The 25,184-nt window shown below is 65.1% G+C and carries 27 protein-coding genes; 19 read left to right on the top strand and 8 right to left on the bottom strand.

Annotation, left to right across the window (positions count from 1 at the left end; genetic code table 11):
* Window positions 1-2: 2 nt before the first annotated feature.
* The 3 genes from K289_RS0120835 (at window position 3) to K289_RS0120825 (ending at window position 2,340) form a co-directional block, all read left to right on the top strand.
* On the top strand, window positions 3-473 hold the full coding sequence (locus K289_RS0120835) for a nitrate reductase cytochrome c-type subunit (RefSeq protein ID WP_027553311.1): 471 nt from the start codon (window positions 3-5) through the stop codon (window positions 471-473).
* Window positions 470-1,123: a NapC/NirT family cytochrome c gene (locus K289_RS0120830; RefSeq protein ID WP_027553310.1), complete on the top strand. Its 654-nt coding sequence runs from the start codon at window positions 470-472 to the stop codon at window positions 1,121-1,123. Before K289_RS0120835 ends, K289_RS0120830 begins: the two co-directional genes overlap by 4 nt.
* 101 nt (window positions 1,124-1,224) lie before the next feature.
* Window positions 1,225-2,340: an ATP-dependent RecD-like DNA helicase gene (locus K289_RS0120825; protein WP_027553309.1), complete on the top strand. Its 1,116-nt coding sequence runs from the start codon at window positions 1,225-1,227 to the stop codon at window positions 2,338-2,340.
* A gap of 48 nt (window positions 2,341-2,388) precedes the next feature.
* Here the strand turns inward: K289_RS0120825 and K289_RS0120820 are convergent, their stop codons facing one another.
* Window positions 2,389-4,074 carry a caspase family protein gene (locus tag K289_RS0120820; protein ID WP_027553308.1) on the bottom strand — a complete coding sequence of 562 codons (1,686 nt, stop codon included), beginning with the start codon at window positions 4,072-4,074 and terminating at the stop codon, window positions 2,389-2,391.
* Window positions 4,075-4,323: 249 nt separating this feature from the next.
* On the opposite strand from K289_RS0120820, the gene msrA reads away from it, so the two are divergent.
* From msrA to K289_RS0120800, 4 genes are all read left to right on the top strand, one after another.
* A complete protein-coding gene (gene msrA / locus K289_RS0120815) occupies window positions 4,324-5,028 on the top strand; it encodes a peptide-methionine (S)-S-oxide reductase MsrA (protein WP_027553307.1) in 705 nt (234 codons plus the stop codon).
* 51 nt (window positions 5,029-5,079) lie between these two features.
* Entirely contained in the window at window positions 5,080-5,499 is a 420-nt protein-coding gene (gene msrB / locus K289_RS0120810) for a peptide-methionine (R)-S-oxide reductase MsrB (RefSeq protein ID WP_027553306.1), read from the top strand.
* A gap of 107 nt (window positions 5,500-5,606) precedes the next feature.
* Window positions 5,607-5,771, top strand: a complete 165-nt coding sequence (locus tag K289_RS44775) for a DUF3309 family protein (RefSeq protein ID WP_082907797.1) — start codon at window positions 5,607-5,609, stop codon at window positions 5,769-5,771.
* A 214-nt stretch (window positions 5,772-5,985) separates the two neighbouring features.
* Window positions 5,986-6,273, top strand: coding sequence for a hypothetical protein (locus K289_RS0120800; protein ID WP_027553305.1), 288 nt, complete (start codon window positions 5,986-5,988; stop codon window positions 6,271-6,273).
* Between the two features lie 75 nt (window positions 6,274-6,348).
* Here the strand turns inward: K289_RS0120800 and K289_RS0120795 are convergent, their stop codons facing one another.
* Window positions 6,349-6,906 carry a DUF4112 domain-containing protein gene (locus tag K289_RS0120795; protein ID WP_027553304.1) on the bottom strand — a complete coding sequence of 186 codons (558 nt, stop codon included), beginning with the start codon at window positions 6,904-6,906 and terminating at the stop codon, window positions 6,349-6,351.
* Between the two features lie 61 nt (window positions 6,907-6,967).
* A complete protein-coding gene (locus K289_RS0120790; RefSeq protein ID WP_027553303.1) occupies window positions 6,968-7,393 on the bottom strand; it encodes a DUF5413 family protein in 426 nt (141 codons plus the stop codon).
* Window positions 7,394-7,573: 180 nt separating this feature from the next.
* Here K289_RS0120790 and K289_RS0120785 point away from each other — a divergent pair, with 180 nt between their 5' ends.
* The 3 genes from K289_RS0120785 (at window position 7,574) to K289_RS0120775 (ending at window position 8,614) form a co-directional block, all read left to right on the top strand.
* Complete coding sequence (locus K289_RS0120785) at window positions 7,574-7,816, top strand: hypothetical protein (protein ID WP_027553302.1); 243 nt, start codon at window positions 7,574-7,576, stop codon at window positions 7,814-7,816.
* Window positions 7,817-7,852: 36 nt separating this feature from the next.
* Window positions 7,853-8,083, top strand: a complete 231-nt coding sequence (locus K289_RS0120780; protein WP_027553301.1) for a hypothetical protein — start codon at window positions 7,853-7,855, stop codon at window positions 8,081-8,083.
* A 255-nt stretch (window positions 8,084-8,338) separates the two neighbouring features.
* A complete protein-coding gene (locus K289_RS0120775) occupies window positions 8,339-8,614 on the top strand; it encodes a hypothetical protein (RefSeq protein WP_027553300.1) in 276 nt (91 codons plus the stop codon).
* Between the two features lie 79 nt (window positions 8,615-8,693).
* Here the strand turns inward: K289_RS0120775 and K289_RS0120770 are convergent, their stop codons facing one another.
* On the bottom strand, window positions 8,694-10,325 hold the full coding sequence (locus K289_RS0120770) for a hypothetical protein (protein WP_027553299.1): 1,632 nt from the start codon (window positions 10,323-10,325) through the stop codon (window positions 8,694-8,696).
* 37 nt (window positions 10,326-10,362) lie between these two features.
* The gene (locus tag K289_RS0120765; protein WP_027553298.1) at window positions 10,363-11,655 is read right to left on the bottom strand and encodes an adenylosuccinate synthase; all 1,293 of its coding nucleotides are present in this window, start codon (window positions 11,653-11,655) and stop codon (window positions 10,363-10,365) included.
* Window positions 11,656-11,977: 322 nt separating this feature from the next.
* On the opposite strand from K289_RS0120765, the gene mgtA reads away from it, so the two are divergent.
* Entirely contained in the window at window positions 11,978-14,476 is a 2,499-nt protein-coding gene (gene mgtA, locus K289_RS0120760) for a magnesium-translocating P-type ATPase (protein WP_027553297.1), read from the top strand.
* A gap of 161 nt (window positions 14,477-14,637) precedes the next feature.
* Entirely contained in the window at window positions 14,638-15,570 is a 933-nt protein-coding gene (locus tag K289_RS0120755; RefSeq protein WP_027553296.1) for a DMT family transporter, read from the top strand.
* A gap of 49 nt (window positions 15,571-15,619) precedes the next feature.
* Here K289_RS0120755 and K289_RS48755 read toward each other — a convergent pair whose 3' ends face one another.
* Window positions 15,620-15,814 carry a DUF3551 domain-containing protein gene (locus K289_RS48755; protein ID WP_245283967.1) on the bottom strand — a complete coding sequence of 65 codons (195 nt, stop codon included), beginning with the start codon at window positions 15,812-15,814 and terminating at the stop codon, window positions 15,620-15,622.
* On the opposite strand from K289_RS48755, the gene K289_RS52370 reads away from it, so the two are divergent.
* Window positions 15,737-15,925: a hypothetical protein gene (locus K289_RS52370; RefSeq protein WP_027553295.1), complete on the top strand. Its 189-nt coding sequence runs from the start codon at window positions 15,737-15,739 to the stop codon at window positions 15,923-15,925. The genes K289_RS48755 and K289_RS52370 overlap by 78 nt on opposite strands.
* 39 nt (window positions 15,926-15,964) lie before the next feature.
* Here K289_RS52370 and K289_RS0120745 read toward each other — a convergent pair whose 3' ends face one another.
* Window positions 15,965-16,354, bottom strand: a complete 390-nt coding sequence (locus tag K289_RS0120745; RefSeq protein ID WP_145927437.1) for a DUF1330 domain-containing protein — start codon at window positions 16,352-16,354, stop codon at window positions 15,965-15,967.
* A 105-nt stretch (window positions 16,355-16,459) separates the two neighbouring features.
* Here K289_RS0120745 and K289_RS0120740 point away from each other — a divergent pair, with 105 nt between their 5' ends.
* Entirely contained in the window at window positions 16,460-17,395 is a 936-nt protein-coding gene (locus K289_RS0120740) for a DMT family transporter (RefSeq protein ID WP_027553293.1), read from the top strand.
* A gap of 117 nt (window positions 17,396-17,512) precedes the next feature.
* Window positions 17,513-18,490, top strand: coding sequence for a tripartite tricarboxylate transporter substrate binding protein (locus K289_RS0120735; RefSeq protein WP_027553292.1), 978 nt, complete (start codon window positions 17,513-17,515; stop codon window positions 18,488-18,490).
* Window positions 18,491-18,742: 252 nt separating this feature from the next.
* Here the strand turns inward: K289_RS0120735 and K289_RS0120730 are convergent, their stop codons facing one another.
* The gene (locus K289_RS0120730; RefSeq protein WP_027553291.1) at window positions 18,743-20,428 is read right to left on the bottom strand and encodes a methyl-accepting chemotaxis protein; all 1,686 of its coding nucleotides are present in this window, start codon (window positions 20,426-20,428) and stop codon (window positions 18,743-18,745) included.
* A gap of 259 nt (window positions 20,429-20,687) precedes the next feature.
* Between K289_RS0120730 and K289_RS0120725 the strand changes: the two genes are divergently transcribed.
* From K289_RS0120725 to K289_RS0120710, 4 genes are all read left to right on the top strand, one after another.
* On the top strand, window positions 20,688-21,731 hold the full coding sequence (locus K289_RS0120725) for a C-terminal binding protein (RefSeq protein ID WP_027553290.1): 1,044 nt from the start codon (window positions 20,688-20,690) through the stop codon (window positions 21,729-21,731).
* Window positions 21,732-21,815: 84 nt separating this feature from the next.
* On the top strand, window positions 21,816-23,153 hold the full coding sequence (locus tag K289_RS0120720) for an ABC transporter substrate-binding protein (protein WP_027553289.1): 1,338 nt from the start codon (window positions 21,816-21,818) through the stop codon (window positions 23,151-23,153).
* 130 nt (window positions 23,154-23,283) lie between these two features.
* Window positions 23,284-24,240 (top strand): carbohydrate ABC transporter permease, encoded by a 957-nt coding sequence (locus K289_RS0120715; RefSeq protein ID WP_027553288.1) that lies wholly within the window; start codon window positions 23,284-23,286, stop codon window positions 24,238-24,240.
* Window positions 24,233-25,129: a carbohydrate ABC transporter permease gene (locus K289_RS0120710; protein WP_027553287.1), complete on the top strand. Its 897-nt coding sequence runs from the start codon at window positions 24,233-24,235 to the stop codon at window positions 25,127-25,129. The genes K289_RS0120715 and K289_RS0120710 overlap by 8 nt, the downstream gene beginning before the upstream one ends.
* Window positions 25,130-25,184 lie beyond the last annotated feature (55 nt).

Raw genomic sequence — 25,184 nt, 5'->3', positions numbered from 1 at the left:
CCATGCTGAAGCGAAGTGGAATTATCCTGCTGGCGTTCGCGATTGCCGCGGCCACGGGCTCGCTGACCGCACAGACGGTGAGCTCCGGGCTGCGCGGCCCGGCGCCGCTCAACGACGAAGGCCCGGCCCCGCCGATGCTGCCGAACCGCAACACCTCCGAAAAGGAGGCGCGCAACTATCCGGAGCAGCCGCCGGTGATCCCGCACACGATCGACGGCTACCAGATCGACCTCAACAGCAACAAATGCCTGTCCTGCCACGCACGCTCGCGCACGTCGGAATCGCAGGCGCCGATGGTCTCGATCACGCACTTCATGGATCGTGACGGCCAGTTCCTGGCCTCGATCTCGCCGCGGCGCTTCTTCTGCACGGAATGCCACGTGCCGCAGAACACCGCCACGCCGCCCGTCAGCAATGACTTCACCGACATCGACACGCTGCTGTCGCGCGCAAGCCCCGGTGGCCGCCGATGACGACGGCCGCTGACGAACCCAACGTAAAGCCGGAGACAAAGCGCAGCTTCCTGGCGCGGAGCTGGGATTTTGCGCTCGAGCTCTGGCAGGTGCTGATCCGGCCGAGCTCGGTGTTCGGGCTCGGCGTCCTCGTGCTCGCGGGCTTTGCCGCGGGCGTGATCTTCTGGGGCGGCTTCAACACCGCACTGGAACTGACCAACACCGAGAAGTTCTGCACCGGTTGTCATGAGATGAAGGACAACGTCTACGCCGAGCTGAAGTCGACGATCCACTTCACCAACCGCTCCGGCGTGCGTGCGACCTGCCCGGATTGTCATGTCCCGCACAACTGGACCGACAAGATCGCGCGCAAGATGCAGGCCTCCAAGGAGGTCTGGGGCAAGATCTTCGGCACGATCGACACCCGCGAGAAATTCCTCGACCATCGGCTCGAGCTTGCGGCGCATGAATGGGCGCGCTTCAAGGCCAACGATTCCCTGGAATGCCGCAACTGCCACAGCGCCGATTCCATGGACATCACCAAGCAGTCGCCGCGGGCTTCGGTGGCGCACCAGCGCTTCCTGTTCACGGGCGAGAAGACCTGCATCGACTGCCACAAGGGCATCGCCCACCACCTGCCCGACATGCGCGGCGTTCCCGGCTGGCAATAGGGCCGCCGGAAGCCGGATTTCCGCCGCTTGAACCGGCGGGGCGAATGGTTAGTTTTGGGGGACGGCGAATCGCTTCGATTTCGCCCTCCCTCAAGACAGATATGCCGAGTTTCACCCCGCATCAGGATGCCGCGCTCAAGGCCGTCGGCGATTGGCTCAAGGCCAAGCCAGGCCGAGGCGGCACGCCGCCGATCTTCCGCCTGTTCGGCTTTGCCGGCACCGGCAAAACCACGCTGGCGCGGCACATCGCCGACGGTGTCGACGGCGAGGTGAAGTTCGCCGCCTTCACCGGCAAGGCCGCCCTCGTCATGCGCAACAAGGGCTGTGACAACGCCTCCACCATCCATTCGCTGATCTACCGCGCCCGCGAATCCGGCGAGGAGCAGCCGAGCTTTGAGCTCTGGGACGATGCGCCGGCCTCCAAAGCCAAGCTGATCGTGATCGACGAATGCTCGATGGTCGACGCTGAACTGGGCCGCGACCTGATGTCGTTCGACTGTCCGCTGCTCGTGCTCGGCGACCCGGCGCAGCTCCCGCCGATCCAGGGCGGCGGCTTCTTCACCAACACCGAGCCCGACGCGATGCTGACCGAGGTGCACCGCCAGGCGCAGGACGATCCGATCGTGCGGATGTCGATGGATGTCCGCGAGGGCCGCGAGCTCGAGATCGGCCGCCATGGCGAGAGCGAGGTGGTGTCGCGCAAGGAGCTCGATCCCGACCGCGTCATGAGCGCCGACCAGATCCTGGTCGGCCGCAACAACACCCGCCGCGCCTACAACATGCGGGTGCGGCAGCGGCAGAACATCGAGGACCAGTTTCCGGTTGCCGGCGACAAGCTGGTGTGCCTGCGCAACAACCGCAAGAAGGGCCTGTTCAACGGCGGCCTGTGGCGGGTGAAGTCACGCAACACCTCGCGTTCCAAGTCGCGCATCCTCAGCATGCGGCTGTCGCCGGACGAGGATTTTGGGCACAAGGTGACGAAGGTCTCGGTGCGCGCCGACTGTTTCGAGGGCGGCATCGAGCAGATCGCCTGGGAACAGCGCAAGCCCTACGACGAGTTCGACTACGGCTACGTGCTGACCGTGCACAAGTCGCAGGGCTCGCAATGGGACGACGTCGTGCTGTTCGACGAGAGCTTCGCGTTTCAGGACTCCAGGGCGCGGTGGCTGTACACCGGGATCACGCGGGCGGCGAAGCGGCTCAGTGTGGTGGTGTGACGCTGCCGTAGGGTGGTTAGCCGAAGGCGTAACAGACCCTACGATCTTTCACTTCCCCGCCACGAAGTAAAAATCCTCACGCCCCGGCGGCGAGCCGTACGTGAACGGCTGCTGCAGGTGCTTGGTTGCGGTCCAGACGTCGTCGCGGACGATGTCGAACAGTTTCCTGATCTCGACGCGCGGCTCCCGGAGGTCCCGGGCGAGCGCGGTGGCGAACGGGCTGTCGGGCGTGCCATCGCCGTCCATCGCGGTCTCGCCGTGCTTGGCGGCGTAGACCACCATGAAGCCGGCGCCGGGCTCGATGTTGGAAAAGCCCTTGTCGACCAGCTTCAGCGACAACGTTCGCTTCATGGTCGGCGCGAACGGATTGTCGCGGCAGGCATCGAGAATGACGAGACGCAGCTTGCGCGCGCCGCCGACCGCGGCGATCACCTGCTCGAGCGCGACGGCTTCGGTCTCGGCATCCTTGTCGGCGGCAAGCCTGGTGTCGACCGGCACGAGATAGTTCACCCCGCCGATCTCGAAGCCGTGGCCGGCGTAGTAGACCACGGCCCAATCCGCCTTCTCCGCCTCCGCGGCGAACGCCCGCAGCGTCTCGAAGAACTTGTCGCGGGTCAGGTCGTTGGCAACCATCACGGTCTGGAAGCCGACGTCGCGCAGCGCGCCGGCGATCAGCTTGGAATCGCGCGGCGGGTTCGTCAGCGCATGGACGTTCTTGTAGGCGCCGTTGCCGATCACGAGCGCGACACGGCGTGCGTTCGGCGCAGCGCTCTCCTGCGGAGTGAGCGCGGCGAGCCGCGCCTGTGCCGTGGTCCGGGCCCGCGCGACCTCCAGCTCGTCGAACGGCGCCAGCGCATAGGCCGCCGAGCGATAGTCGGCGCGCGCCTGGGCGAGATCGTGCCTGCGCTCGAACACCTGGCCGCGACCGGAATGGGCGCGAACACTGTTCGGATAGGCCTCGAGGACCGAGTTGTAGTCCTTCAGCGCGGCATCGAGGTCGCCCTTCATCAGGTAAACGTCACCGCGGTTGATGATGTAGAACTGGTTCTTCGGCTGCTTCTGGATCATGTTGTTGCAGTCGGCGAATGCCTCGTCGAACCTGCCCATCATACCGTAGGTGATGCAGCGATTGCCGGCGATCTGCGTCGCGTTGGGATCGATCTTCTCAGCTTCCGCAAAGTCCGCCAGCGCGCCGTTGAAATCCTTGTTGAATGTGCGCACGCGGGCGCGATTGGTGTAGCCGAGCAGGAATTTCGGCGCGTACTTGATCGACAGATTGAAGTCGTCGAGCGCGCTTTGCAGCGCGCCATGGCGGAGATGGACAGTGCCGCGGTTGTTGTAGGGGGCGCCGAAGGTCGGCCGCTTCTGGATCGCAAGGTTGTAGTCGGCCATCGCGAGATCGTCCTTGCCCTTGCGCTCGTAGGCGATACCACGCAGGTTGACGATCCCGACATTTTCCGGATCCAGATCGATGGCGGATGACAGAGCCTCGATCGCCTTGTCGTAGTCACGCTTGTTGATCAGCGCGTTGCCGTGGACGCCCAGCGCGGTCGCCTTGTCCTTGCCGGTGACGCGATCGGCGTTGAGCAGGTTCTCGCAGGCCTGCGTCCGCGCCTGCGTCTCCGCCTGGCGGTCGCGGCAGGTGGCAAGATCGTCGCTCGCCTGCGGCTCCGCCGCGGCGGTCGCGGCACCAAAGACCAGGATGACGAGGGTCAGGGAAACGACGCGCAGCATGTTTGTCAGTTGAGTTCCAGCCACCATCTTCTAAGTCGATCATCGATCGCGCGGGTTCATCAAGGCCCAACGGGCCGGCTCCAACAGCCCTCCTTGTCCTATCCGGTCAATTTCACAGACTCGTGTCCGCGACGGGGTAACAAACGCCGGGCCCGCCCGTATCTTCGGTGACCGAAAACGCCGCCGGGCCCGCTGTTCGCCCGGCGCCGGCCGCCCTAGACTGTCAGACCTTCCGCAAGAGGATACGCCATGCGCCGACCCGCCCTCCTGTCCCTGCTCGCCGCCACCACCGCGCTGACGCTGGCCTTCGCCGTGCCGTCCAGGGCCGCCGAGGACGCGGTCGTGATCCCTGCCCCCACCATGGACGCGCCACCCGCGAGCGGCATCCAGACCGCCGTGGTCGCCGGCGGCTGCTTCTGGGGCGTGCAGGGCGTATTCCAGCACACCGCAGGGGTCGTCAACGCCGTCTCCGGCTATGCCGGCGGCAGCAAGGCGACCGCCGACTACCAGACCGTCTCGACCGGCACGACCGGCCACGCGGAATCGGTCGAGATCAAGTACGACCCGAAGAAGATCTCCTACGGCAAGATCCTCCAGATCTACTTCTCGGTGGTGCACGACCCGACCCAGCTCAACCGCCAGGGCCCCGATGTCGGCACGCAATATCGCTCGGCGATCTTCACGACCTCCGGCGAGCAGAAGAAGGTCGCGGACGCCTATATCGCCCAGCTCAACGACGCCAAGGTCTTCAGGAAGCCGATCGTGACCAAGGTCGGCGCGCTGGAGGCGTTCTACCCGGCGGAAGCCTACCACCAGGACTATCTGACGCTGCACCCGACCCAGCCCTACATCGCCTATAACGATATCCCGAAGGTCGAGAACCTGAAAAAGCTGTTCGCGGATAACTATATCGAGAAGCCGACGCTGGTGAATTCCAGCAAGGCCACCAACTGATCGCCCGATCGCTTAACGAACAATCATCGCTTAACGAGTAACGGGAGAGCCATGCCCGACACCAAGACGAAAACCACAGAAGACAAAGTCACCAAGAGCGAGGAGCAGTGGCGGCGCGAATTGTCGCCGATGCAGTATGCCGTCCTACGAGAGAAGGCGACCGAGCGTCCCTTCTCCGGCGAGTATGAGCACGAGCATCGTCCCGGCACCTATGTCTGCGCCGGTTGCGGCAACGTGCTGTTCGAGTCCGATGCCAAGTTCGACTCCGGCTGCGGTTGGCCGAGCTTCACCCAGCCGGCCGTCGAGAGCCATATCGACGAGGAGACGGACGTGAGCCACGGCATGGTCCGCACCGAGGTGCTGTGCTCCAAGTGCGCCGGCCATCTCGGCCATGTCTTCACCGACGGGCCGGCGCCGACCGGCCTGCGCTACTGCATCAACTCCGCGGCGCTGAAGCTCAAGCCGCGGTAAGGCCTTCCGCGCCGGGTTCCGTGATGGAACCCAATGGCGGGAATGTGCTTTTCTCTCCTGGCGGTGCAGCCGATCATCGCAGTTCGGCGGCCGTCAGGGAGGATGCCATGACGCTTGGGACCATCCTGATCATCCTGGTGCTTATCTATCTCGTCGGCGGCCTGTCGGGCCGGATCGGCGGTTATGGCTACGGCATGGGCCATTCCGGCATGGGGATCGGCGGCGTGGTACTGGTGGTGCTGGTTGTGCTGCTGCTTCTTGGCAAGATATGAACCATATAAATATTTGATATTATTGCGTTTATTTCTCTCGCGGGGCTGCCATGCGCGGATTCATCATCTCCGTTCGCAGGGGTCGCAATTCTGTCAAATCGGCTTATATTAGTGGCTGAGAATGACATGCACGGCGGGCTCGCCCAATTGTGGCCTTCGCCCTCCCAAACCCCACGCGCTTAAAGCCCCAGAGAAGATCACGAGGTCTTTGACCATGCGTCCAATGCGTCCGTTCAACTTCAACACCTCCGCCGAACTCTTCCCCGCCGCGATTCGCAAGAAGAAGCGCGCGGGCTTCACCTATCGGCGGTTCGGCACCGCGGCCGAAGCGGTGCAGTTCGCGATGGAGCAGTTGCCGACGGATTCGCTGAACGGCGCCTATCTTCAGGTCGAGGAAGCGCGCTTCGACCAGAACGGCATCCGCTCGCTCTATGAGAGCGAGGCCTTCCCGCTGCCGCGCCGCCGCAAGCCGGCCGCGAACACCGACGCCGACGCGGCGTAAGTTTTTTCGCAAGCCTTTCGATGTGCGCTGAAAGCGCGATGGCCAAAGGCCGTCGCGCTTTTTGCGTTGTTCGCGTCAGATGCGCGGCTGCTTGTCGAGCCAGCGGCGCAGCAGGCGCACGTTGCGCATGTTGGCGCGGAACATGACGTCGAAGGCATCCCCCGCGAACGGGACCATGCCGACCACGCCGTCGACCGCGACATTGCCGAGCATACGCGCGGTGATGTACCAGGGCGCACCCAGCGCGCGGGCTTCGCGCACAAGCCACAGCGAGATCGCTGTCGTGATGATGTCGCCGACCACGGGGATCAGCCCGATCAGACCGTCGATGCCGTAACGAATGTTGGTGCCGGGCAGAATGAAGGCAACGTCGAGCAGCTTTGCGATCGCCTCGAGCCGCGCCAGCCGCTGCTCCCGTGTCAGATTGCCGAACGGGCTGCCGGCGAATGGATTGTCTTTGCCGAATTCGGATCGAAACTCGCGAAATCCCTGCTCGAGAGTCTCGGGCGGGATCTCGTGGCCCTCCTGGTCGATGATCGGCCCGCGCGCCTCGGCGCCCGAGAAGGTCGCGCGCGACGTCCGCCCCGAACGGGACCTGTGCCTTGCAAGAATCTCATCGTCGGGCATGGTCATCGTCTGAGGGAAACGCGCTCACGCGGCGAGGGTTGCGGCGGCGCGAACGAAGGTCGCATGCTCAGGTCGACGCGGCCGCCGGCTGCGTCTCCTCGACAAATCTGTGCACGAGCCAGGACGACACCACCGCCGGCACGAAGCCGACCATACCGTACAGGATGAACTGCACGACGCCCGAATCCGGTCCGCGCGAGCTGTAGGTCAGCGAGGCCAGGATGAAGGCGAACAAGCCAACCAGCAGCATGCGCAGCACCGGGCCGATCCGCCTGATGTGGATCAGGATGTCGTCCACCGCGCCGATCATCAGCGACGGCAGGAAGCCGAACAGATAGCTGTATTGCAGGGTCTTGAAGAACACCACGAACAGCTTGCCGACCTCGCTGAGACTGGTCTGCGCCCAGTAGCCGGACTGATAGGTCGTCGTCAGCAACAGCAGGAACCCGCCCAGGAACGGACCGACAAGCGCAAAGATCAGATAGCGTTTCATCAAATACCCCCTCACTCTCCGCAGCTTTATACCAGCGGGGCGGCGAGCTTGGATAGCGCCGTCGGAAGGTGCGCCCGGTGCCTGCCGGCCCGCGGCGCCGGGAAAGGGGGAACAACTGGCAAGCGGACGAGTTCTGACAGGACCTGAAATTCGCGCCTCCTGGCAGATTGGGATCCGCCGATGCCCCGGAAACTCCTCCTGACGATAATTGCGACGATGGCGCTGAGCACCCTGCCGGGCGCACCGGTGCGCGCGCAAGGTCATGCCGGCACGCCGCAGGAGCAGAACGCCTGCTCGCGCGACGCCTCGCGCTTGTGCCGCAAGGACCTTGGCAACGACAGTGCAGTGCAGAGCTGCCTGCAGGCCAACCGGGCCAGGCTGTCGAAGACGTGCCGCAAGGTCTTCGAGAGCCACGGCATGTGAGGATCAAGACCTTCCCGGAGAGCGGAGACTTCAGCCATGCTGCGCGACGAACAGCTCTCGATCCTGCGGGACATCAGCCATTCCGTCGCCTTTGCCGACGACAGACAGGGCAAGATCGGACAATTGATCGCCGATGGCTATGTGATGAAGGACGGCGATCTGTTCGAGCTCACCGCGAAAGGCGTCACCGCGGTTGAGGAACACGCCGCCGCTCTCTCGGAGAACGAAGTGGAGCAAACTTCCGCGCCATCCTACCGCCTCGTCTGACACCGCGAGAAGCTTTTTGCGTGACGGACGCGCAACAATTGCGAATTCCTTTTCGTCCGCCATTGCAGCCTCGTGACAATCGCGCATACTTCGCTCGGGCGGCGCAGCACTTTCGATTCGAACATCAGAAGTAATCGAGCAACCACATGCAGGGTTGAGTTCCCTGCGTGACGGCTGTGACGTGCGGCAGATCAAACCGCGTGCGGCGCCCCAAAAACAAGCAATCAACGCCTGAACTTTGGGGACGCATCTGACATGACACGCTACCGATCGATCGCCACGCTCGTGGCCGTCGCCACCACTGCCATCACACTCCAGACCTTACCCAGCCTCGCCTTCTCGCCCGAAGCGCAACAGATGTGCTCGGGCGACGCCATGCGGCTGTGTTCCAGCGAGATACCGGACATCCCGCGGATCACCGCCTGCATGGTGCGGAACAAGTCGCATGTCAGCCCCGGCTGTCGCGCCGTGATGGACCGTGAGCACGCGGCCGCCGCGGCGGCGCGCAAGCGGGAAGCAGCCGCGCAATAGGCCGGATCGATTTCGATTGGACTCTGCTAGCGAGAACGGGCCTTCACCTCTCCCGCAGGAAAGGTGAAGGCGCGGCTTGCTACTCGCCCCACTGCGCGAACGCGTCGTTGAAGGCGCGCTCGCCCGGAGCCCCCTTCTCGATCGCGATGATGGCGCGGCGCTGGTTGGCGTAGACGAGCGGCACGTCGAACCAGGAGCGCTCCTTCAGGAGCTGGATGTTGCGCGCGCGGTCGGCGTCGACATTGGAGAGGCCGACCAGGAAGAAGCCGTCGGTGACCTTGACCGCCAGCCCCGCGAGCGGCGTGCCGCGCGCCTGCTCGTTCGACTTCATCAGGATGCCGGGCACGTTGGAGACGCTGCCGCCCGGGAAATCCGGCGGCAGGATGAAGGTCAGTTCCGCGGTGTGGCTCGCCGGCAGCGATGAATCGGTGTTGCGTCGGAACGACATCGTCATCTTGAACTTGCGGTCGGGAATCTCGATGTCGGCGCGCACGGCGACGTCGGCCTTCTGGTTGCCCGACGCCTTGATCGGCTCGAGCCGCCACACCACCGAGCCGACATATTGCTTGCCCTTGGGATCGGACGGATCCTCGTCGTAGAGCACGACCTTCTGCGCCACCGGCGCGACCGGCTGATCGCTGGCCGAGGGCTGGCCGACGCGATCCGGAATCTTCGGCTTGCTCTGCGGCTGGGCGGTATCCTTCGGCGCCTCCACGACCTGGGTGGGCGACGACTTGAACAGGCCGCTTGCGGTCTGGACCAGCGACTTGCCCCAGAGAATGCCGGCGCCGACCAGGATCAGCACGATGCCGACCGCGATCGCGCTCTTGAACGGGAACTTGGAGCCCGAACGGGCCCGCTTCTTGGCATCGCGGTCGAGGACGGGGATGTGTGGACGCCCCGACTGCGGCCGTGGCGTGTAGCGCTCGGCCTCCTCGATCGACTCGTCATAGGAATAGGGCGCGTCCTGCTCGCCGGCGCGGTTTTCCAGGTTCGGCTCGAGCCGGTCGAATTCCGGCGAGGGCGAGGGCACGTTGGCGTAGGTGCGTCGCGCGGCGCGGTTGGCCTGCGCGGCGGCGCCGCCGAGATCGTTGGCGTCCGCGGTGATGTCGCGGAAGCCGCGCACGCCCGGCGATTGCGGCAGCGGCGGCGGAGGCCCGATTTCCGGCGCGCGGCGCGCGGCGGGCCGATCGCGCCCGGCCGGCGGAGGCGGCGGTTCCGGCATCGGCGGGGACGGTGGAGCGGGCTGGCGCGGCGCATCGAAACGCGGGGCGCGCGGCTGGCGCTGGGTGTCGCGGTCGCCCTGGTCGTCGTCGCCGAATGATGGGCGCTCGTTGCGCGGCGGCGGCGCGGCCGGACGGGCGCGCGGCGGGCCGGCCGGTGAAGCCGCAGGCGGGGTTCCCTCGGCAGCGCGGGCACTGGCGCGGCGGAAGGCATCGCCGCTGCCGCCGCGCCCACTGCCACTGCCGCCGCCGGGGCGGGAGGCCTCACGGGCGCGCTGGGCGGCCTCGGATTCGACCTTGCGGACAGCCTCTTCCAGCGACAGCCGTTCGCGGGTGATCTCGGATTCGGAGAGCGGCGGCTGCACGCTGCGCAGCTGCGCGATCAGCGCCGTACGCGCGCGCTCATAGAGCGCGCGACGGCTTTCGCCGGGAGCGTTGGGATCCAAGGCGGCAATAGCGCGGGCGATCAGCGGATAGTAATCAGCCATTTCAACTCAACTATACGCGCCCCCCGGTAAGATATCGTTAAGCCTCAAACGGATTTTGCACCAGGATAGTATCTTCGCGTTCGGGGCTCGTGGAAAGCAGCGCCACCGGGCACCCCACCAATTCCTCGATCCGGCGGACATATTTGATGGCCTGGGCCGGCAGGTCAGCCCAGGACCGTGCATTGGCGGTCGGCTCCTTCCAGCCTTCGATGGTCTCGTAGATCGGCTCGACCCGCGCCTGGGCGCCCTCGCCCGCGGGCAGATGGTCGATCTCCTTGCCGTCGAGCCGATAACCGGTGCAGACCTCGATCGAATCGAAGCCGTCGAGAATGTCGAGCTTGGTCAGCGCCAGGCCGTTGATGCCACAGGTCCGCACGGTCTGGCGAACCAGGACGGCGTCGAACCAGCCGCAGCGGCGCTTGCGCCCGGTATTGACCCCGAACTCGCGGCCACGACGGCCGATCTCCTCGCCGATCTCGTTCAGGAGCTCGGTCGGGAACGGCCCCTGGCCGACCCTGGTCGTGTAGGCCTTGCAGATGCCGAGCACGTAGCCGACCCCGTTCGGACCGAGGCCCGTTCCGGTCGCGGCCTGCGCCGCCACCGTGTTCGACGAGGTGACGTAGGGATAGGTGCCGTGGTCGACGTCGAGCAGCGCTCCTTGCGCGCCCTCGAACAGGATGCGCTTGCCCGCGCGCCGCTCCTGATCGAGCAGTCGCCACACGGTCTCGGCATAGGGCAGCAGCTGCGGCGCCAGCGCCGTCAGATCGCGCAGGATGGACGCCGCGTCGAATTCCTCCAGATTGAGGCCACGGCGCAGTGCATTGTGATGTGCCAGCAGACGGTCGACCTTGTGCGGAAGCGTGTCGAGGTCGGCGAGGTCCATCAGTCGGATGGCGCGGCGGCCGACCTTGTCCTCATAGGCGGGGCCGATGCCGCGACGCGTGGTGCCGATCGCGGTCGCCGTATTGGCGCTCTCGCGCAAGGCATCGAGCTCGCGATGCAACGGCAGGATCAGGGTGACGTTCTCCGCGACGCGCAGATTCTCGGGACCGACCGCCACGCCCTGCCCACGGAGCTTGGCAACCTCGTCGAGGAAGGCCTGCGGATCGAACACCACACCGTTGCCGATCACCGACAGCTTCGACGAGCGCAGCACGCCGGAGGGCAACAGCGCGAGCTTGTAGGTCTCGCCATTGATGACCAGCGTATGGCCGGCATTATGGCCGCCCTGGAAGCGCGCGACGATGTCGGCCTGCTCCGACAACCAGTCGACGATCTTGCCTTTTCCCTCGTCGCCCCACTGGGCGCCGACGACGACAACATTGGCCATTCGCGGGTAATCCCTATGCAATCTATTTAGATGCGCCCAGCCCAATCCACGGCCGGGGGCCGCTCGCACGCGAGGCAGCCAACCGGATAAAGGAAGCAGCGCTTCTAGGCAAGCAAGAACGGGGCTTTTTCGGGGCTCAAAGCACGATACAAGCCTTTGATATCCCCTTAAAATTCGGAAACCTTCGGGCCCGTCCCGGCAAGTTCCCCGGCGGCAAAATTGACGAGCATCAACCGCCCCGTCCGCCGAATGGGCCAAGGGATGGTTGTCACCTCCACCCCTTACCGTGCGCCGGGCACCAGACCTTCTTTTTGGACATGCCGTGACCGAACCATCGGGAAACCCAGCCAGCCATTTCTGGCGTCTGTCGGCCGACGCCCTCTGCAAGCAGCTCGGTTGCGGATTGCAGGGCCTCGTCACAACCGAGGCCGCCGCGCGGCTCGCCCAATACGGCCGGAACAGCGACGTGCCGCCCCGCATCGAGGGCGCGATGCGCGCGATCCTGCGGCGGCTGCTCGAGCCCTTGTCGCTGATCCTGCTGGTTGCCGGCGTCATCTCGATGCTGACCGGCGACGACATCGGCGGGCTGATCATCGTCCTGATCCTGACGCTGTCGATCGGGCTCGACACCGTCCAGGAGGGGCATGCGGTGCGGGCTGCCGACATCCTGCGCCGATCGGTGGCGCTGAAGGCCGAGGTCAGGCGCAACGGCGCCTTTTGCCAGATCGACGTCGAAGAGGTCGTGCCCGGCGATATCCTGCGCATCCGCGCCGGTGACATCATCCCGGCTGACGCGCTGATCCTCGAGAGCACGGCGTTCACCGCCGGGGAAGCGGCGCTCACCGGCGAGCCCTATCCGGTACAAAAACGCGCAGGCGCAGCCGACTGTTTCGACGATACCTCGAATGCGCTGTTCCGCGGCGCGGTGGCGCAGACCGGCGAGGCGATCGCGCTCGCCGTGCGTACCGGCCGCGACACGGTGTTCGGCGCCGCGGCATCTGCGCTCGCGGAGGCGCAGGCACCCTCGCCGTTCGAGCGCGATCTGCGCGAGTTCGGCTTCGTCATCGCGCGGGCGACGCTGGCGCTGGTGCTGGTCGTGCTGACCATCCGCGTGGTGTTCGGCCGCCCCGTTCTGGACTCGCTGCTGTTTGCCGTGGCGCTCGCGGTCGGGCTGACGCCGGAACTGTTGCCGATGATCACCACGGTCACGTTGTCGCGCGGCGCGCTGCGCATGGCGGGCCGCAAGGTGATCGTGAAGCGCCTCGCCGCGATCCACGATCTCGGCGCCATGACGGTCCTGTGCACCGACAAGACGGGCACGCTGACCTCGGCGGAGATCCGGCTTGCGAAGAGCCTCGATGCCGGTGGCGAGGATGATGCGCGTGCCGCGCGGCTGGGCGCGATTGCAGCCGCGCTCGGCGGCGACCGTGGCTCGCTCGATGCGGCACTGATCGCAGGCTGCACGGACGCAGCGCAGGGCTGGACACTTGCAGGACGTCAGGCCTTCGATTTTTCGCGGCGGCTGGGATCGGTGCTGGCGAACGGCCCGGAAGGTACCCTCCTGATCGTCAAGGGCGCGCCGGAGGCCGTGCTTGAACTGTGCACGATGGACGATGGCACGCGCAGCGCCGCGATGGCGCGCGTACGTCAGCTCGCGACCGAGGGCCTGCGGACCGTCGCCATCGCCTCACGCGCGTGGCGCGGCGCAACGCGCGAGGTCGAGACCGAAGACGAGACCGATCTCACCTTCGAGGGCTATTGCGCCTTCGCCGATCCGCCGAAGCCGACCGCGGCGGCCGCGATTGCCCGGCTCGCCTCCGGCGGCATCAAGCTCAAGATCCTGTCGGGCGACGATCCCGTGGTCGTGAAGCGGTTGGCCGACCTTGTCGGGCTCAACGCCGGGCGCGTGCTATCGGGGCCGGACATCGCTGAGCTCAGCGACGAGGCACTGGCCGTGCGGGTACAATCGGCCGACGCCTTCGGCCGGCTCGCACCCGACCAGAAGTCGCGTATCGTGAAGGCGCTTCAGGCAAGCGGCGAGGTCGTCGGCTTCCTCGGCGACGGCATCAACGACGCGCCGGCGCTGAAGGCCGCCGATATCGGTCTGTCGGTCGAAGGCGCCACGGGTGTGGCGCAGGCCGCCGCCGACATGATCCTGCTCGCCTCCGACCTCGAAGTCGTCGCCGACGGCGTCGAGGAGGGCCGGCGCACCTTCGCGAACATTCTCAAATATGTCCGCATGGGCGCGAGCTCGAATTTCGGCAACATGCTGTCGATGGCGATCGCCTCCATCGCGCTTCCGTTCCTGCCGATGCTGCCGACACAGATCCTGCTCAACAATCTGCTCTACGATCTCTCCGAGCTCGGCATTCCCTTCGACCGCGTCTCCAAGCAGGCCACCGCGCAGCCGCAAGTGTGGAGCATGTCGCACCTCGTCCGCTTCGCGGCGATCATGGGGCCCTTGTCCTCGGTCTTCGATTTCCTGACCTTTGGCGCCCTGCTCGTCCTGTTCAAGGCCTCACCCGACGAATTCCGCACCGCCTGGTTCATCGAATCCATGGCGACGCAGATCCTCGTGATCTTCATCATCCGAACCAATGGACGTCCCTGGCGCAACTGGCCCGATCCCGTGCTGTCGGCCTCCTCCCTGATCGCTCTGCTGGTCGCGATGGTCACGCCGTTCACGCCGGTCGGCGCGTGGTTCGGCTTCGTCGTGCCACCGCCGCTGATGCTGGCCGGCATCGCGGCCCTGGTCGTCATCTATCTCGCCTGTGCCGAGTTGTTGAAGCCGCTTGCGATCCGCGCCGGGCGGGACGGCTGAATGCAGTTCCCGCCGCGTCGTGCCTTGCGCATGGACGCGATGCGTCGCGCCCCATTGATATCAGGCCGATTTCCGTGTCTGTGGGCGGGCCGGGCTCGAGCCGGCTCGGATACCGCCGGGCCGGCGACCTCGGTACATCACGCGGGGCCATAACAATCACAATGTCCGCCACCGGCCAGACCACGGGCACCGAGACGTCCGGCCACAGCTGGATCGCCAACCAGCCTTACCTGCTGCTCAGCATCACCGCGCTGTGCTGGGCCGGCAATGCCATTGTCGGGCGGCTCGCCGCCGGCCACATCCCGCCGGTGACGCTCTCCTTCCTGCGCTGGTTCTTCGCCTTCCTCCTGGTGCTGCCGTTCGCCTGGAAACATCTGGTGCAGGACTGGCCCGCGATTCGGAGCAAGCTCGGGCTGATGATCGTGCTGTCGGTCACCGGCATCGGCGCCTTCAACACGCTGCAATATTGGGCGCTGGTGCATACCCAGGCCCTCAATACGCTGCTGTTGCAATCGGCGGCACCGCTGGTCGTGGCGCTGTGGTCGCTGATCATCCTCGGCGTCCGCCTTACCGCCGCGCAAGCCTTCGGCGTGCTGCTCTCGATGTGCGGCGTGCTGACGATCCTGCTGCAAGGCGACTTCACCACGCTGTCGAACATCGCGTTCAACAAGGGCGACCTCATCTTCATCGTCGCGCTGATCATCTTCGCGCTCTATTCGGTGCTGACGCTGAAGCGGCCGCCGATCCACGGCCTGTCGTTCCTCGCCTTCACCTTCGGCGCCGGCGCCGCCTGCCTCATCCCGCTGGAGATCTGGGAGCTGTTCGCACGCCCGGTGATGAAGCTCGACGGGCCGAACCTGCTCACGCTGTTCTACGTCGCGGTGTTCCCATCGACGCTCGCCTATCTCTGCTTCAACCGCGGGGTGCGGCTGATCGGCGCCAACCGTGCCGCGCCGTTCTTCCATGTGGTGCCGGTGTTCGGCTCGATCATGGCGATGGCCTTCCTCGGCGAGCAGCCGCAGGCCTTCCACTTCATCGGCTTCGCGCTGGTGCTGTCGGGCGTGTTCGTGGCGTCGCGGAAGCAGGCCAGCTGAGCCGGGCTGCAGACGGCCCGATCGGCGTCGCAGCGCCGTCATCAATGAATTATCTTCGATTTTGGCCCGCATAGCGCGGATTGACGCCGCAATGGGCACGCGTACCGGACGCTGATGCCAGGCATTGGCTGCGGGTCGAGAAGGCGCAGTTGCCCGGAAAGCCCCAATGGTGCCCCTGAAGGCAGTAGCGCGCCGCGTGGGCCGAATCGGATCCGATGACGCAGAGCGGGGCAAGGGCGAGCAAGATGACCAGGAAAAGACGATGCATGGGATCCTCCCGATTGCACTCGTAACGTTTGTTTTCGCAAGCCGCCTGGACGGGGTTTTGATCAAGATCAAGTTTCACGGCCTTTGAGTTTCAAGTTCCGCGCGGCATCAATCCCGGCATCGTGCGTCAGTCCACCTTGAATTTGCCGTACGCCTCGCTGGTCGCGATGATCACGTGCTCGGCGCAGCCGTTGACGCGATGCGGATCAGCCTCCCGCTCGTAGGCCTCCGACGTCATCATATCGAGGAAGGCCGCGACGGACGGATAATAGACGAGAGCGACGAAATCCCAGCCGTTGCCCTGGTGCGGGCCGAGCGCGATGGCTTTGGCCTTGCCGGTCCAGAGCAGCGTGCCGCCGCGCGCCTTGATCATCGGCACCGTGATCGCGCTGTAGCGCAAATAGGCGTCCCAGCCGGACCCGTCGCCGTCGCGCGAGCGCGCGTTGAAGCGCATCAGGTTCAGCATCACCACTGGCGAATCCTGATCGAGCCTCTCCAGGCCGTCGATGTTCAACATATTCACCGCCAATGACACCTCCTCAGCTCATGCTTGCATTGTAGCATTGCGGCCACGTGACTTGTGCCGCAACGAGAATCCGGCGCAAGCTCGCATCAAACGCCAATGACGATTGCTTCGCCCGCGCCACCGGCCTCGAATCCGGCCAGTTGGCTCAATAACCAGCCTTATCTGCTGCTCAGCCTGAGCTCGCTGTTCTGGGCCGGCAACATCGTGCTCGCGCGCCATGTCGGCGCGCGTGTGCCGCCGCTGACGGTGACCACGATCCGCTGGTTCGGCGTGTTCCTGATCCTGCTGCCGTTCGCCTGGCCGCATCTGAAGCGTGACTGGCCGGCTCTGCGCAAGAGCCTGCGGCTGATGCTGTTCCTGTCGCTGGTCGGATTCGCCTTCAACAACGCGATCTCCTACTGGGCCATGCAATATACGGAGGCGCTGAACGCGCTGCTGATCCAGTCGGCCGGACCGCTGTTCGTGGCGCTGTGGTCACTGGTGCTGTTCGGCGTGCGGCTGACCGGTGCACAGCTTGCCGGCATCGCGATATCGCTTGCGGGTGTGCTGATCATCATCCTGCGCGGCGACCTTGCGGCCCTCACTAGCATCAGCTTCAACCGCGGCGACATCATGTTCGCGTTGTCGCTGGTGGCCTTCGGGATCTACTCCGCCTTCATCCCGCGCCGGCCCAAGGTTCATCAGCTCTCCTTCCTGTCGTTCACCACCTGCTGCGGCGCGATGATGCTGCTGCCCACGGCGGTCTGGGAGGCCTGGAGCGGCAACGTGCTGCAATTCGATACACTGACGCTGTCGACACTCGCCTACATCCTGATCTTCCCCTCGACCCTCGCCTATCTCTTCTTCAACCGCGGCGTAGCGCTGATCGGCCCGAACCGCGCCGCGCCATTCTTCCATCTGGTGCCGGTGTTCGGCTCGGCGATGGCCATCCTCCTGCTCGGCGAGAAGCTCCAGCCGTTTCATCTGATCGGCTATGCGCTGGTGCTTGCGGGCGTCGTGATCGCGTCACGGCAGGGCTCGGCGGTGAAGTAATTCCACGCCGCGGCGCGGGCGACATCTCGTCTCGAAAGCGGGCGACAAGACGCGCCTTCCTCTTTGCCTCCTGAGCAGCTAGGTTCCCGGCCAACGATAAAGAGGGAACGTCCAAACATGCTTTCATTGCTGATCCGGGTCGTACGCATTGCCGGCGCGGCCGCGCTGTGGCTTGCCGCCGCATCCGCTGCTCAGGCCGACAATTATCCAAGCCGCAATATCACGCTGGTCTTGCCGTTCGCGGCCGGCAGCGGCACCGATACGACCACGCGGCTGATCTCGCAGCATTTGTCGCAGGCGCTCGGCGTCGGCATCGTCATCGAGAACAAGGCGGGCGCCAACGGCATGATCGCCGCGACCTATGTCGCGCGCGCCGCACCCGACGGCTACACGCTGCTGGTGACCACCAACACCACGCATTCGGCCAATCCCTTCCTGCTCAAGAGCCTGACCTACGATCCCGTCAAGGATTTCACCCCGATCGCGCGTACCGGCGACCTGCCTTTCATGCTGGTCGTTCACCCGGACGTGCCAGCCAAGACGGTTGGCGAGCTCGTCGCCTATGGCAAGGCCAATCCGGGCAAGCTGAGCTACGCCTCGGGCTCGTCCTCGGCGATCGTGTCGGGCGCGACCTTTGCGCACAATGCCGGACTCGACCTGTTGCACGTGCCCTACAAGAGCTCGCCGCCGGCGCTCAACGACGTCATGGGCGGCCGCGTCTCGATGATGTTCGTGGACATCCTGACCGGCCTGCCGCACGTCAACGGCAACGCGCTCAAGGCGCTCGCCGTCACCACCAAGGACCGCTCCCCGCTGGTGCCGAACCTGCCCTCGATGCAGGAGGCCGGCGTGCCGGACTTCGACATCTCCTCATGGCAGGGCTATTTCGGCCCCGCCGGCATGCCGAAGGAGATCGTGACGCGGCTCAACGCCGAGATCAGGAAGATCGTCGAGAAGCCGGAGATCAAGGCCCAGCTTGCGACGCTCGGCATGGACGCCTTCTCCGGCACGCCGGAAGAGCTCGGCACCTTTGTGGGCGAGCAGCTCGTGCTGTGGGAGAGGCTGATCAAGAACGCGGGGATCGAGAAGCAGTAGGGGATGCTGTCATCGTCCGCGAAAGCGGACGATCCAGTATTCCAGAGACAGCGAGGCTAGGACCGAGAGGCCGCGGCGTACTGGATGCCCCGCCTTCGCGGGGCATGACAGCCGCGGGGTGGGCAAGCGCTTTGACAGTCTCGTAGGGTGGGCAAAGCGTAGTGTGCCCACCGACGCCTCGACGAACCCAAAAGAAAAGGTGGGCACGGCGCTCGTGCGCCTTTGCCCACCCTACGAATTCACGGCCGAGCCTTACGCCGCGCGGACCTTGGCGAGGAAGCCGTCGACCGCGCTGCGCAGCGCGCCCGACTGGTTGTCCAGCTCGCGGGCGTTGGTGAGCACGTCGCCTGCCGCGCTGCCCGTCGCCTCCGCAGCCGAAGTGACGCTGCCGATATGCGCGTTGATCTCGCTCGAGCCGGCCGCGACCGACTGGATGTTGCGCGCGATCTCGCGGGTTGCCTCGCCCTGCTGCTCGATCGATGCGGAAATGCCGGCGGTGATCTCGCTCATCTCGGCGATGGTCTGGGTGATGCCGGCGATGGCCGCGACCGCGTCGCTGGTCGACGTCTGCATCGCCGCGACCTGGGCGGAGATTTCCTCGGTCGCCTTGGCAGTCTGGTTGGCGAGCGCCTTGACCTCGGAGGCGACGACGGCGAAGCCGCGGCCGGATTCGCCGGCGCGCGCCGCCTCGATGGTGGCGTTGAGCGCCAGCAGGTTGGTCTGCGCCGCGATCGAATGGATCAGCTTGACCACCTCGCCGATCTTCTCGGCGCCCGAAGAGAGCACCTGCACGGTGGTGTTGGTGCGCTCGGCATCGCTGACGGCGCGGCTCGCGACCTCGGTCGAGCGCGTCACCTGACGGGAGATTTCCGCAACCGAGCTCGACAGCTCCTCGGCGGCGGCCGCAACCGTGCCGACATTGCCGGACGCCTTTTGCGAGGCGGCGCCGACGGTCGCGGCGCGCGCGCTGGCGTCGCTCGCGGTCGCGGTCATCGACTGCGCCGTGGTCTGCATGCCGGCCGCGGCCGAGGAGACCGAGCGGACGATGCCGTTGACGCTGCGTTCGAAATCGTTGGCGATGCCTTCCATCGCGCTGCGGCGTTCCGCCGCGGCACGTTCCTTGGCCTCGGCCTCGGTCGTCTCGAGATCGCGAATGCGGACTGCATTGTCCTTGAAGATCTGGACGGTCGCCGCCATCGCGCCGACTTCATCGCCGCGGCCGACGCCGGGGATGTCGCCCTCGAGCTTGCCGTCGGCAAGCTCCTTCATGCGGGTGCCGAGCAGCGCCAGCGGACGGCTGATGCTGCGGCCAAGCAGCCAGGCGACACTGCCGGCGACGATCACGATGCCGAGCATGGCGAGGCCGAGCAGCCAGTAGACCGGACCCATCTTCTCGTCGATGTCCTCGAGATAGGCGCCCGTGCCGAGATACATGTCGAAGCCGGGGATGGCGACGGAATAGCCGAGCTTGCGGATCGGCTTCTCCTGGCCGGGCTTCACATATTCATAGAAGAGCAGGATTTCGCCCTTGGCCTTGACGCCATCCATGATCTCACGGGAGAGCTTCCGCCCATTGGTCTCGACATCCATGCGGTTGGTGCCGATCTGCTTCGGATCGGGCGCGAGCTGCGTGATGCCGTCATAGCTGGTGCCGAACAGATAGCCCGAGCCCTTGTCGTAGGTCATCGCGTTGCCGTAGCGGCGAAGGTCCGCGAGCGCGGCATCCTTGGTCATTTCACCGGCGTTGACGCGCTTCACCAGCGTGGCCGCGTAGTTGCGTGCCAGATCGACGATCGCCTTGGTCTGATCGATGCGCGCGTCCACCATCGCGCGCTTCATCAGATAGCCGGCGAGGACCCCGGAGATGCACAGGCCGAACAAGGTGACGCCGACAAGAATGCCGAGCTTGGGCGCGATCTTCAGATTGCTCAACTTCACGGGAAGGCTCCGAGGCAAAAGGGATACGGCACGCGAGTGAATCGATAGAAATTGAATCAACTTTTAGTGCGCGATCCATTAGCAACCTGTTACGACGCATCCGTAGAAGCCCGGACGCCGCGCCAAAACCCGCAAATAATCTCCGCCACCGGCAACCGACGATTGTACGCGACCGCGCCGATTTCGCGTAGAAGACGCAAAGGCCCGCCACAGGTGCGGGTCACAACAAGAACCGACAAACCAAATCGGGAGCCAGGGAATGCCGAAATACAGGGTGGTGACGCCGAAGGGCGCAAGCTTCACGGTCGCCGGCAGCGACTATTCATACGAGCGCGAGGCGCTCGATCCGATCGACGCCGAGATCGTCGAGGCGCCGGCCAATGAGGCCGAGTTCATCGCCGCCGCGAGAACCGCCGACGCCATCTACGCCAAGGGCATCCCGATCACCAAGACCATCATCGACGCACTGGAGAACTGCAAGGTCATCACGCTCGGCTCGGTCGGCGTCGACAGCGTCGACGTCAAAGCCGCCACGGAACGCGGCATTCCCGTCACCAACATCCCCGACACCTTCATCGAAGAGGTCGCCGACCACGCCATGATGCTGCTGCTGGCCGGCTTCCGCCGCCTGGTCGAGCAGGACCGGATGGTGCGCACCGGCCGCTGGGCCGAGGGCCGGCCGGCGCTGCTCAAGATTCCGCGGCTGATGGGCCAGACGCTCGGCTTCATCTCCTTCGGCCGCGTGGCGCGTGCAGTTGCGAAACGCGCCGCTCCCTTCGGCCTGCGCATGATGGCCTACGATCCCTTCATCCAGGAAACGCTGATGTACGATCACGGCGTGTTGCCGGCGACGCTGAACGAGGTGCTGTCGCAATCCGACTTCGTGTCGATGCACGCGCCCGCCCGGCCCGAGGTGCATCACATGCTGACCGAGAAGCATTTTCGCCAGATGAAGAAGGGCTCGATCTTCATCAATACGGGGCGCGGCGCCACGGTCGACGAGGAGAGCCTGATCAAGGCGCTGCAAGAGGGGTGGATCGCGCACGCCGCCCTCGACGTGCTGGAGAAGGAACCCCCGTCGCACAACAATCCCCTGCTCGGTATGGAGAACGTGACCCTGACCGCTCATGTCGCCTCGGCCTCGGCACGGTTCGACGAAGCGCGCAAGCGCCGCGTGGGCTACGAATTGTCACTGGTGCTTCAGGGCATGTGGCCGGTAAGCTGTGTCAATCCGTCGGTGCTGCAGAAAACCGCGCTCCGCCGCTGGCAGCCCGTCAGCATGGATCGCGGACCGAACAGCTAGGCGGCCGGCGCAAAACGCGCCGAAAGACCGGAAGGCCCTTCACCGGCGATCAACGGCGGGAAGGGAGACAACAGGGAGGAACTGATGAGGAACGACCTCACGCGTCGTGACGCCTTGGCGCTGGGCCTGTCCGCTGCTGCACTCGCCGCAACCGGTGCCGCGGCGCAAACACCATCTCCAATCAAGGCCGCCGATGTTCCGGCGCCGAAACTGCCGATCGAGAAGGGCGCATTCTTGCGCATGCTGCGGCCGGTCCGCTTCGTCCAGCCGGACGAGGACGTGTTCCGCGCCAACGCCAAGCGCTTCACTGACGCGACCGGTGTCGAGGTGAAGGTCGACTTCGTCGGCTGGGAAGACATCGCCCAGCAGACCGCGGTGACAGCCAACTCCGGCGCCGGCCCGGACATCATCATTGGCTTCTCCGACGCGCCGCATATCTATGTCGACAAGCTGATTGAACTCACCGACGTCGCCGACTACCTCGGCAAGCGCTATGGCGGCTGGCTGCCGCTGGCGCAGAAGTACGGCATGAAGAGCAAGACCGAATCCTGGATCGGGCTGCCGTTCGGCGCCACCGCGGGTCCCCTGATCTACCGCAAGTCGATCCTGCAATCGGTCGGCTTCGACAAGGTTCCGGAAGATCACGCCGGCGTCGTCGACCTGTGCCGCAAGCTGCACAAGGCCGGCAAGCCGGCCGGCTTCGCGCTCGGCAATGCCAAAGGCGACGGCAACGGCTTCGCCAATTGGGCGCTGTGGTCGCACAATGCGTCGCTGCTCGACGAGGACGGCAATGTCGTCATCAACAGCAAGGAGACGATCGCCGCGCTGAACTGGGTCAAGGAGCTGTATCCGACCTTCATTGCCGGCACGCCGTCATGGAACGATGTGAGCAACAACCGCGCATATTCCTCGCAGGAGATCTCGCTGACGGCCAACGGCGTCTCGCTGTACTTCTCGCTGAAGAACGATCCTGCCACCCGCGCCATCGCGGAGGACAGCGAGCATCAACTGCTGCCGAAGGGCAATGCGAAGATCTCGCCGATGGCCGGCCTGACGCTGAATGCGATGGTGTTCAAGCACAGCCCGTATCCGAACGCCGCGAAGGCGTTCCTGCAATACATGCTTGAGAAGGACCAGTACGAGCCGTGGCTCAACGCCAACTCCGGCTATTGGGCCCAGCCGCTGGCGGCCTATGCCGAGGCCAAGGTGTGGGGCGAGGATCCCAAGGTCGCGATCTTCAAGAACACGATGAACAGCACCTATTACGACGGCTACAAGGGGCCGATCTCCTCGGCGACCGGGGCCGTCAGCGCCGATTACGTGCTGGTGCAGATGTGTGCTGCGGTCGCGACCGGTGCAGCGACGCCGGAGGAGGCCGCCGCCGAAGCGGAGCGCCGGTGCAAGCGGTACTTCCGGCGGTGACAGCAGACGCCGTCATTGCGAGGAGCGAAGCGACGAAGCAATCCAGACCGTGACCGCGGAGATAGACTGGATTGCTTCGCTTCGTTCGCAATGACAGTGTGGTGACAATCAAAATCAGGACAACAACCCGATGTCCGTGACCACACTCTCTTCTCACGCCCTGGCGCTGCGACAGCCGTCGTGGCTGGTGCGGCTGTTCGACTACAGGCCGTTCCTGATCGTGATGTGCCTCGCGCCCGCGCTCGGGCTGCTCGCCGTCTTCCTCACCTATCCGCTCGGCCTCGGCATCTGGCTCGCCTTCACCGACACCACGATCGGGCGGCGCGGCGTCTATGTCGGTCTTGAGAATTTCCAGTACCTGCTCACCGATCCCCTGTGGTGGGGCGCGGTGTTCTACAGCGTGTTCTATACGGCGATTGCGACCTTCGGGAAGTTTGCGCTCGGCTTCTGGCTGGCGCTGCTGCTCAACAACCATTTTCCGTTCAAGAGCGTGCTCCGCGCCATCGTGCTGTTGCCCTGGATCGTACCGACCGTGCTTTCGGCGCTGGCGTTCTGGTGGATCTACGATCCGCAGTTCTCGATCATCTCCTACCTTCTGGTCGACGTGCTGCATTGGCGCACGACCAACATCGACTTCCTCGGCTCGGCCTGGCCGGCGCGGTTCTCGCTGATCGCCGCCAACATCTGGCGCGGCATGCCCTTCGTCGCGATCTCGCTGCTCGCGGGGCTGCAGACCATCTCGCCTTCGCTCTACGAGGCCGCGATGCTCGATGGCGCCAGTTCCTGGCAGCGCTTCCGCTACATCACCTTCCCGATGATGATGCCGATCCTCGCCATCGTCATGACCTTCTCGATCATCTTCACCTTCACCGACTTCCAGCTTGTCTACGCCATCACTCGCGGTGGTCCCGTCAACTCGACGCACCTCTTGGCCACCCTCGCCTTCCAGCGCGGCATTGCCGGCGGCGAGCTCGGCGAGGGCGCTGCCATCGCCGTGTCGATGATCCCGTTCCTGGTGTTCGCGACGCTGTTCTCCTATTTCGGTCTCGCGCGCCGCAAATGGCAGCAAGGAGAGGGCAATGACTGAGACCGTCGCGAAAGCGGCCGCCGTCGCCAACACCGCGCCCGACACCATGGCCTGGGATTCCGGGCTGCGGCGGCTGATGATGATCTACCTGCCACTCGGCTGCTTCGTGCTGATCCTGCTGTTTCCGTTCTACTGGATGGCAATCACCTCGTTCAAACCGAATGCGGAGCTGATGAACTACAAGGATCACAACCCGTTCTGGATCTCCTCGCCGACGCTCGCCCACATCAAGCATCTCTTGTTCGAGACCGCCTATCCGCGCTGGCTGAAGACGACGATGCTGGTCGCGATCGGCTCGACCACGCTGTCGCTGATCGCCAGCACGCTCGCGGCCTACGCCATCGAGCGGTTGCGCTTCCGCGGCGGCCCCTATGTCGGCCTCGGTATCTATCTTGCCTATCTCGTGCCGCCGTCGATCCTGTTCATTCCGCTCGCCACCGTCGTGGTTCAGTTCGGCCTGTTCGATAGTCCGATGGCTCTGATCCTGGTCTATCCGACCTTCCTGGTGCCGTTCTGCACCTGGCTCCTGATCGGCTATTTCAAGTCGATCCCCTACGAGCTCGAGGAATGTGCGCTGGTCGATGGCGCGACGCGGCTGCAGATCCTGCGGCGGATCACACTGCCGCTCGCCGTGCCCGGCCTGATCTCGGCCGGCATCTTCTCCTTCACGCTGTCCTGGAACGAGTTCATCTACGCGCTCGCCTTCATCCAGAGCGGCGCCAACAAGACCGTGCCGGTCGCGATCCTCACCGAGCTCGTCACCGGCGACGTCTATCAGTGGGGCGCGTTGATGGCGGGATCGCTGCTCGGCTCGCTGCCGGTTGCGATCTTCTACTCGCTGTTTGTGGATTACTACGTGTCCTCACTCACCGGCGCGGTAAAGGAGTAGCAAGCGGCTGCGGCGTTTGGTCCGCTTTCACAAAACTGCAATACGCGATCCGCAT

Source organism: Bradyrhizobium sp. Cp5.3 (assembly GCF_000426265.1).
Taxonomy (GTDB): domain Bacteria; phylum Pseudomonadota; class Alphaproteobacteria; order Rhizobiales; family Xanthobacteraceae; genus Bradyrhizobium; species Bradyrhizobium neotropicale.
This window is presented reverse-complemented; position numbering and strand designations above follow the sequence as displayed.

Bases quoted from the DNA above. Each gene is read 5' to 3' on its own strand.
- K289_RS0120835 (WP_027553311.1), top strand. From the start codon at position 3: ATGCTGAAGCGAAGTGGAATTATCCTGCTGGCGTTCGCGATTGCCGCG.
- K289_RS0120790 (WP_027553303.1), bottom strand. From the start codon at position 7,393: ATGAAACGCTATCTGATCTTTGCGCTTGTCGGTCCGTTCCTGGGCGGG.
- K289_RS52370 (WP_027553295.1), top strand. From the start codon at position 15,737: ATGGTGCCCCTGAAGGCAGTAGCGCGCCGCGTGGGCCGAATCGGATCC.
- K289_RS0120765 (WP_027553298.1), bottom strand. From the start codon at position 11,655: ATGGCCAATGTTGTCGTCGTCGGCGCCCAGTGGGGCGACGAGGGAAAA.
- K289_RS0120820 (WP_027553308.1), bottom strand. From the start codon at position 4,074: ATGCTGCGCGTCGTTTCCCTGACCCTCGTCATCCTGGTCTTTGGTGCC.
- K289_RS44775 (WP_082907797.1), top strand. From the start codon at position 5,607: ATGACGCTTGGGACCATCCTGATCATCCTGGTGCTTATCTATCTCGTC.
- K289_RS0120830 (WP_027553310.1), top strand. From the start codon at position 470: ATGACGACGGCCGCTGACGAACCCAACGTAAAGCCGGAGACAAAGCGC.
- K289_RS0120735 (WP_027553292.1), top strand. From the start codon at position 17,513: ATGCTTTCATTGCTGATCCGGGTCGTACGCATTGCCGGCGCGGCCGCG.
- K289_RS0120710 (WP_027553287.1), top strand. From the start codon at position 24,233: ATGACTGAGACCGTCGCGAAAGCGGCCGCCGTCGCCAACACCGCGCCC.
- K289_RS0120780 (WP_027553301.1), top strand. From the start codon at position 7,853: ATGCTGCGCGACGAACAGCTCTCGATCCTGCGGGACATCAGCCATTCC.
- K289_RS0120720 (WP_027553289.1), top strand. From the start codon at position 21,816: ATGAGGAACGACCTCACGCGTCGTGACGCCTTGGCGCTGGGCCTGTCC.
- K289_RS0120715 (WP_027553288.1), top strand. From the start codon at position 23,284: ATGTCCGTGACCACACTCTCTTCTCACGCCCTGGCGCTGCGACAGCCG.
- K289_RS0120825 (WP_027553309.1), top strand. From the start codon at position 1,225: ATGCCGAGTTTCACCCCGCATCAGGATGCCGCGCTCAAGGCCGTCGGC.
- K289_RS0120725 (WP_027553290.1), top strand. From the start codon at position 20,688: ATGCCGAAATACAGGGTGGTGACGCCGAAGGGCGCAAGCTTCACGGTC.
- K289_RS0120745 (WP_145927437.1), bottom strand. From the start codon at position 16,354: ATGTTGAACATCGACGGCCTGGAGAGGCTCGATCAGGATTCGCCAGTG.
- K289_RS0120770 (WP_027553299.1), bottom strand. From the start codon at position 10,325: ATGGCTGATTACTATCCGCTGATCGCCCGCGCTATTGCCGCCTTGGAT.
- K289_RS0120775 (WP_027553300.1), top strand. From the start codon at position 8,339: ATGACACGCTACCGATCGATCGCCACGCTCGTGGCCGTCGCCACCACT.
- K289_RS0120740 (WP_027553293.1), top strand. From the start codon at position 16,460: ATGACGATTGCTTCGCCCGCGCCACCGGCCTCGAATCCGGCCAGTTGG.
- K289_RS0120785 (WP_027553302.1), top strand. From the start codon at position 7,574: ATGCCCCGGAAACTCCTCCTGACGATAATTGCGACGATGGCGCTGAGC.
- msrA (WP_027553307.1), top strand. From the start codon at position 4,324: ATGCGCCGACCCGCCCTCCTGTCCCTGCTCGCCGCCACCACCGCGCTG.
- K289_RS0120800 (WP_027553305.1), top strand. From the start codon at position 5,986: ATGCGTCCAATGCGTCCGTTCAACTTCAACACCTCCGCCGAACTCTTC.
- K289_RS0120795 (WP_027553304.1), bottom strand. From the start codon at position 6,906: ATGACCATGCCCGACGATGAGATTCTTGCAAGGCACAGGTCCCGTTCG.
- K289_RS0120755 (WP_027553296.1), top strand. From the start codon at position 14,638: ATGTCCGCCACCGGCCAGACCACGGGCACCGAGACGTCCGGCCACAGC.
- msrB (WP_027553306.1), top strand. From the start codon at position 5,080: ATGCCCGACACCAAGACGAAAACCACAGAAGACAAAGTCACCAAGAGC.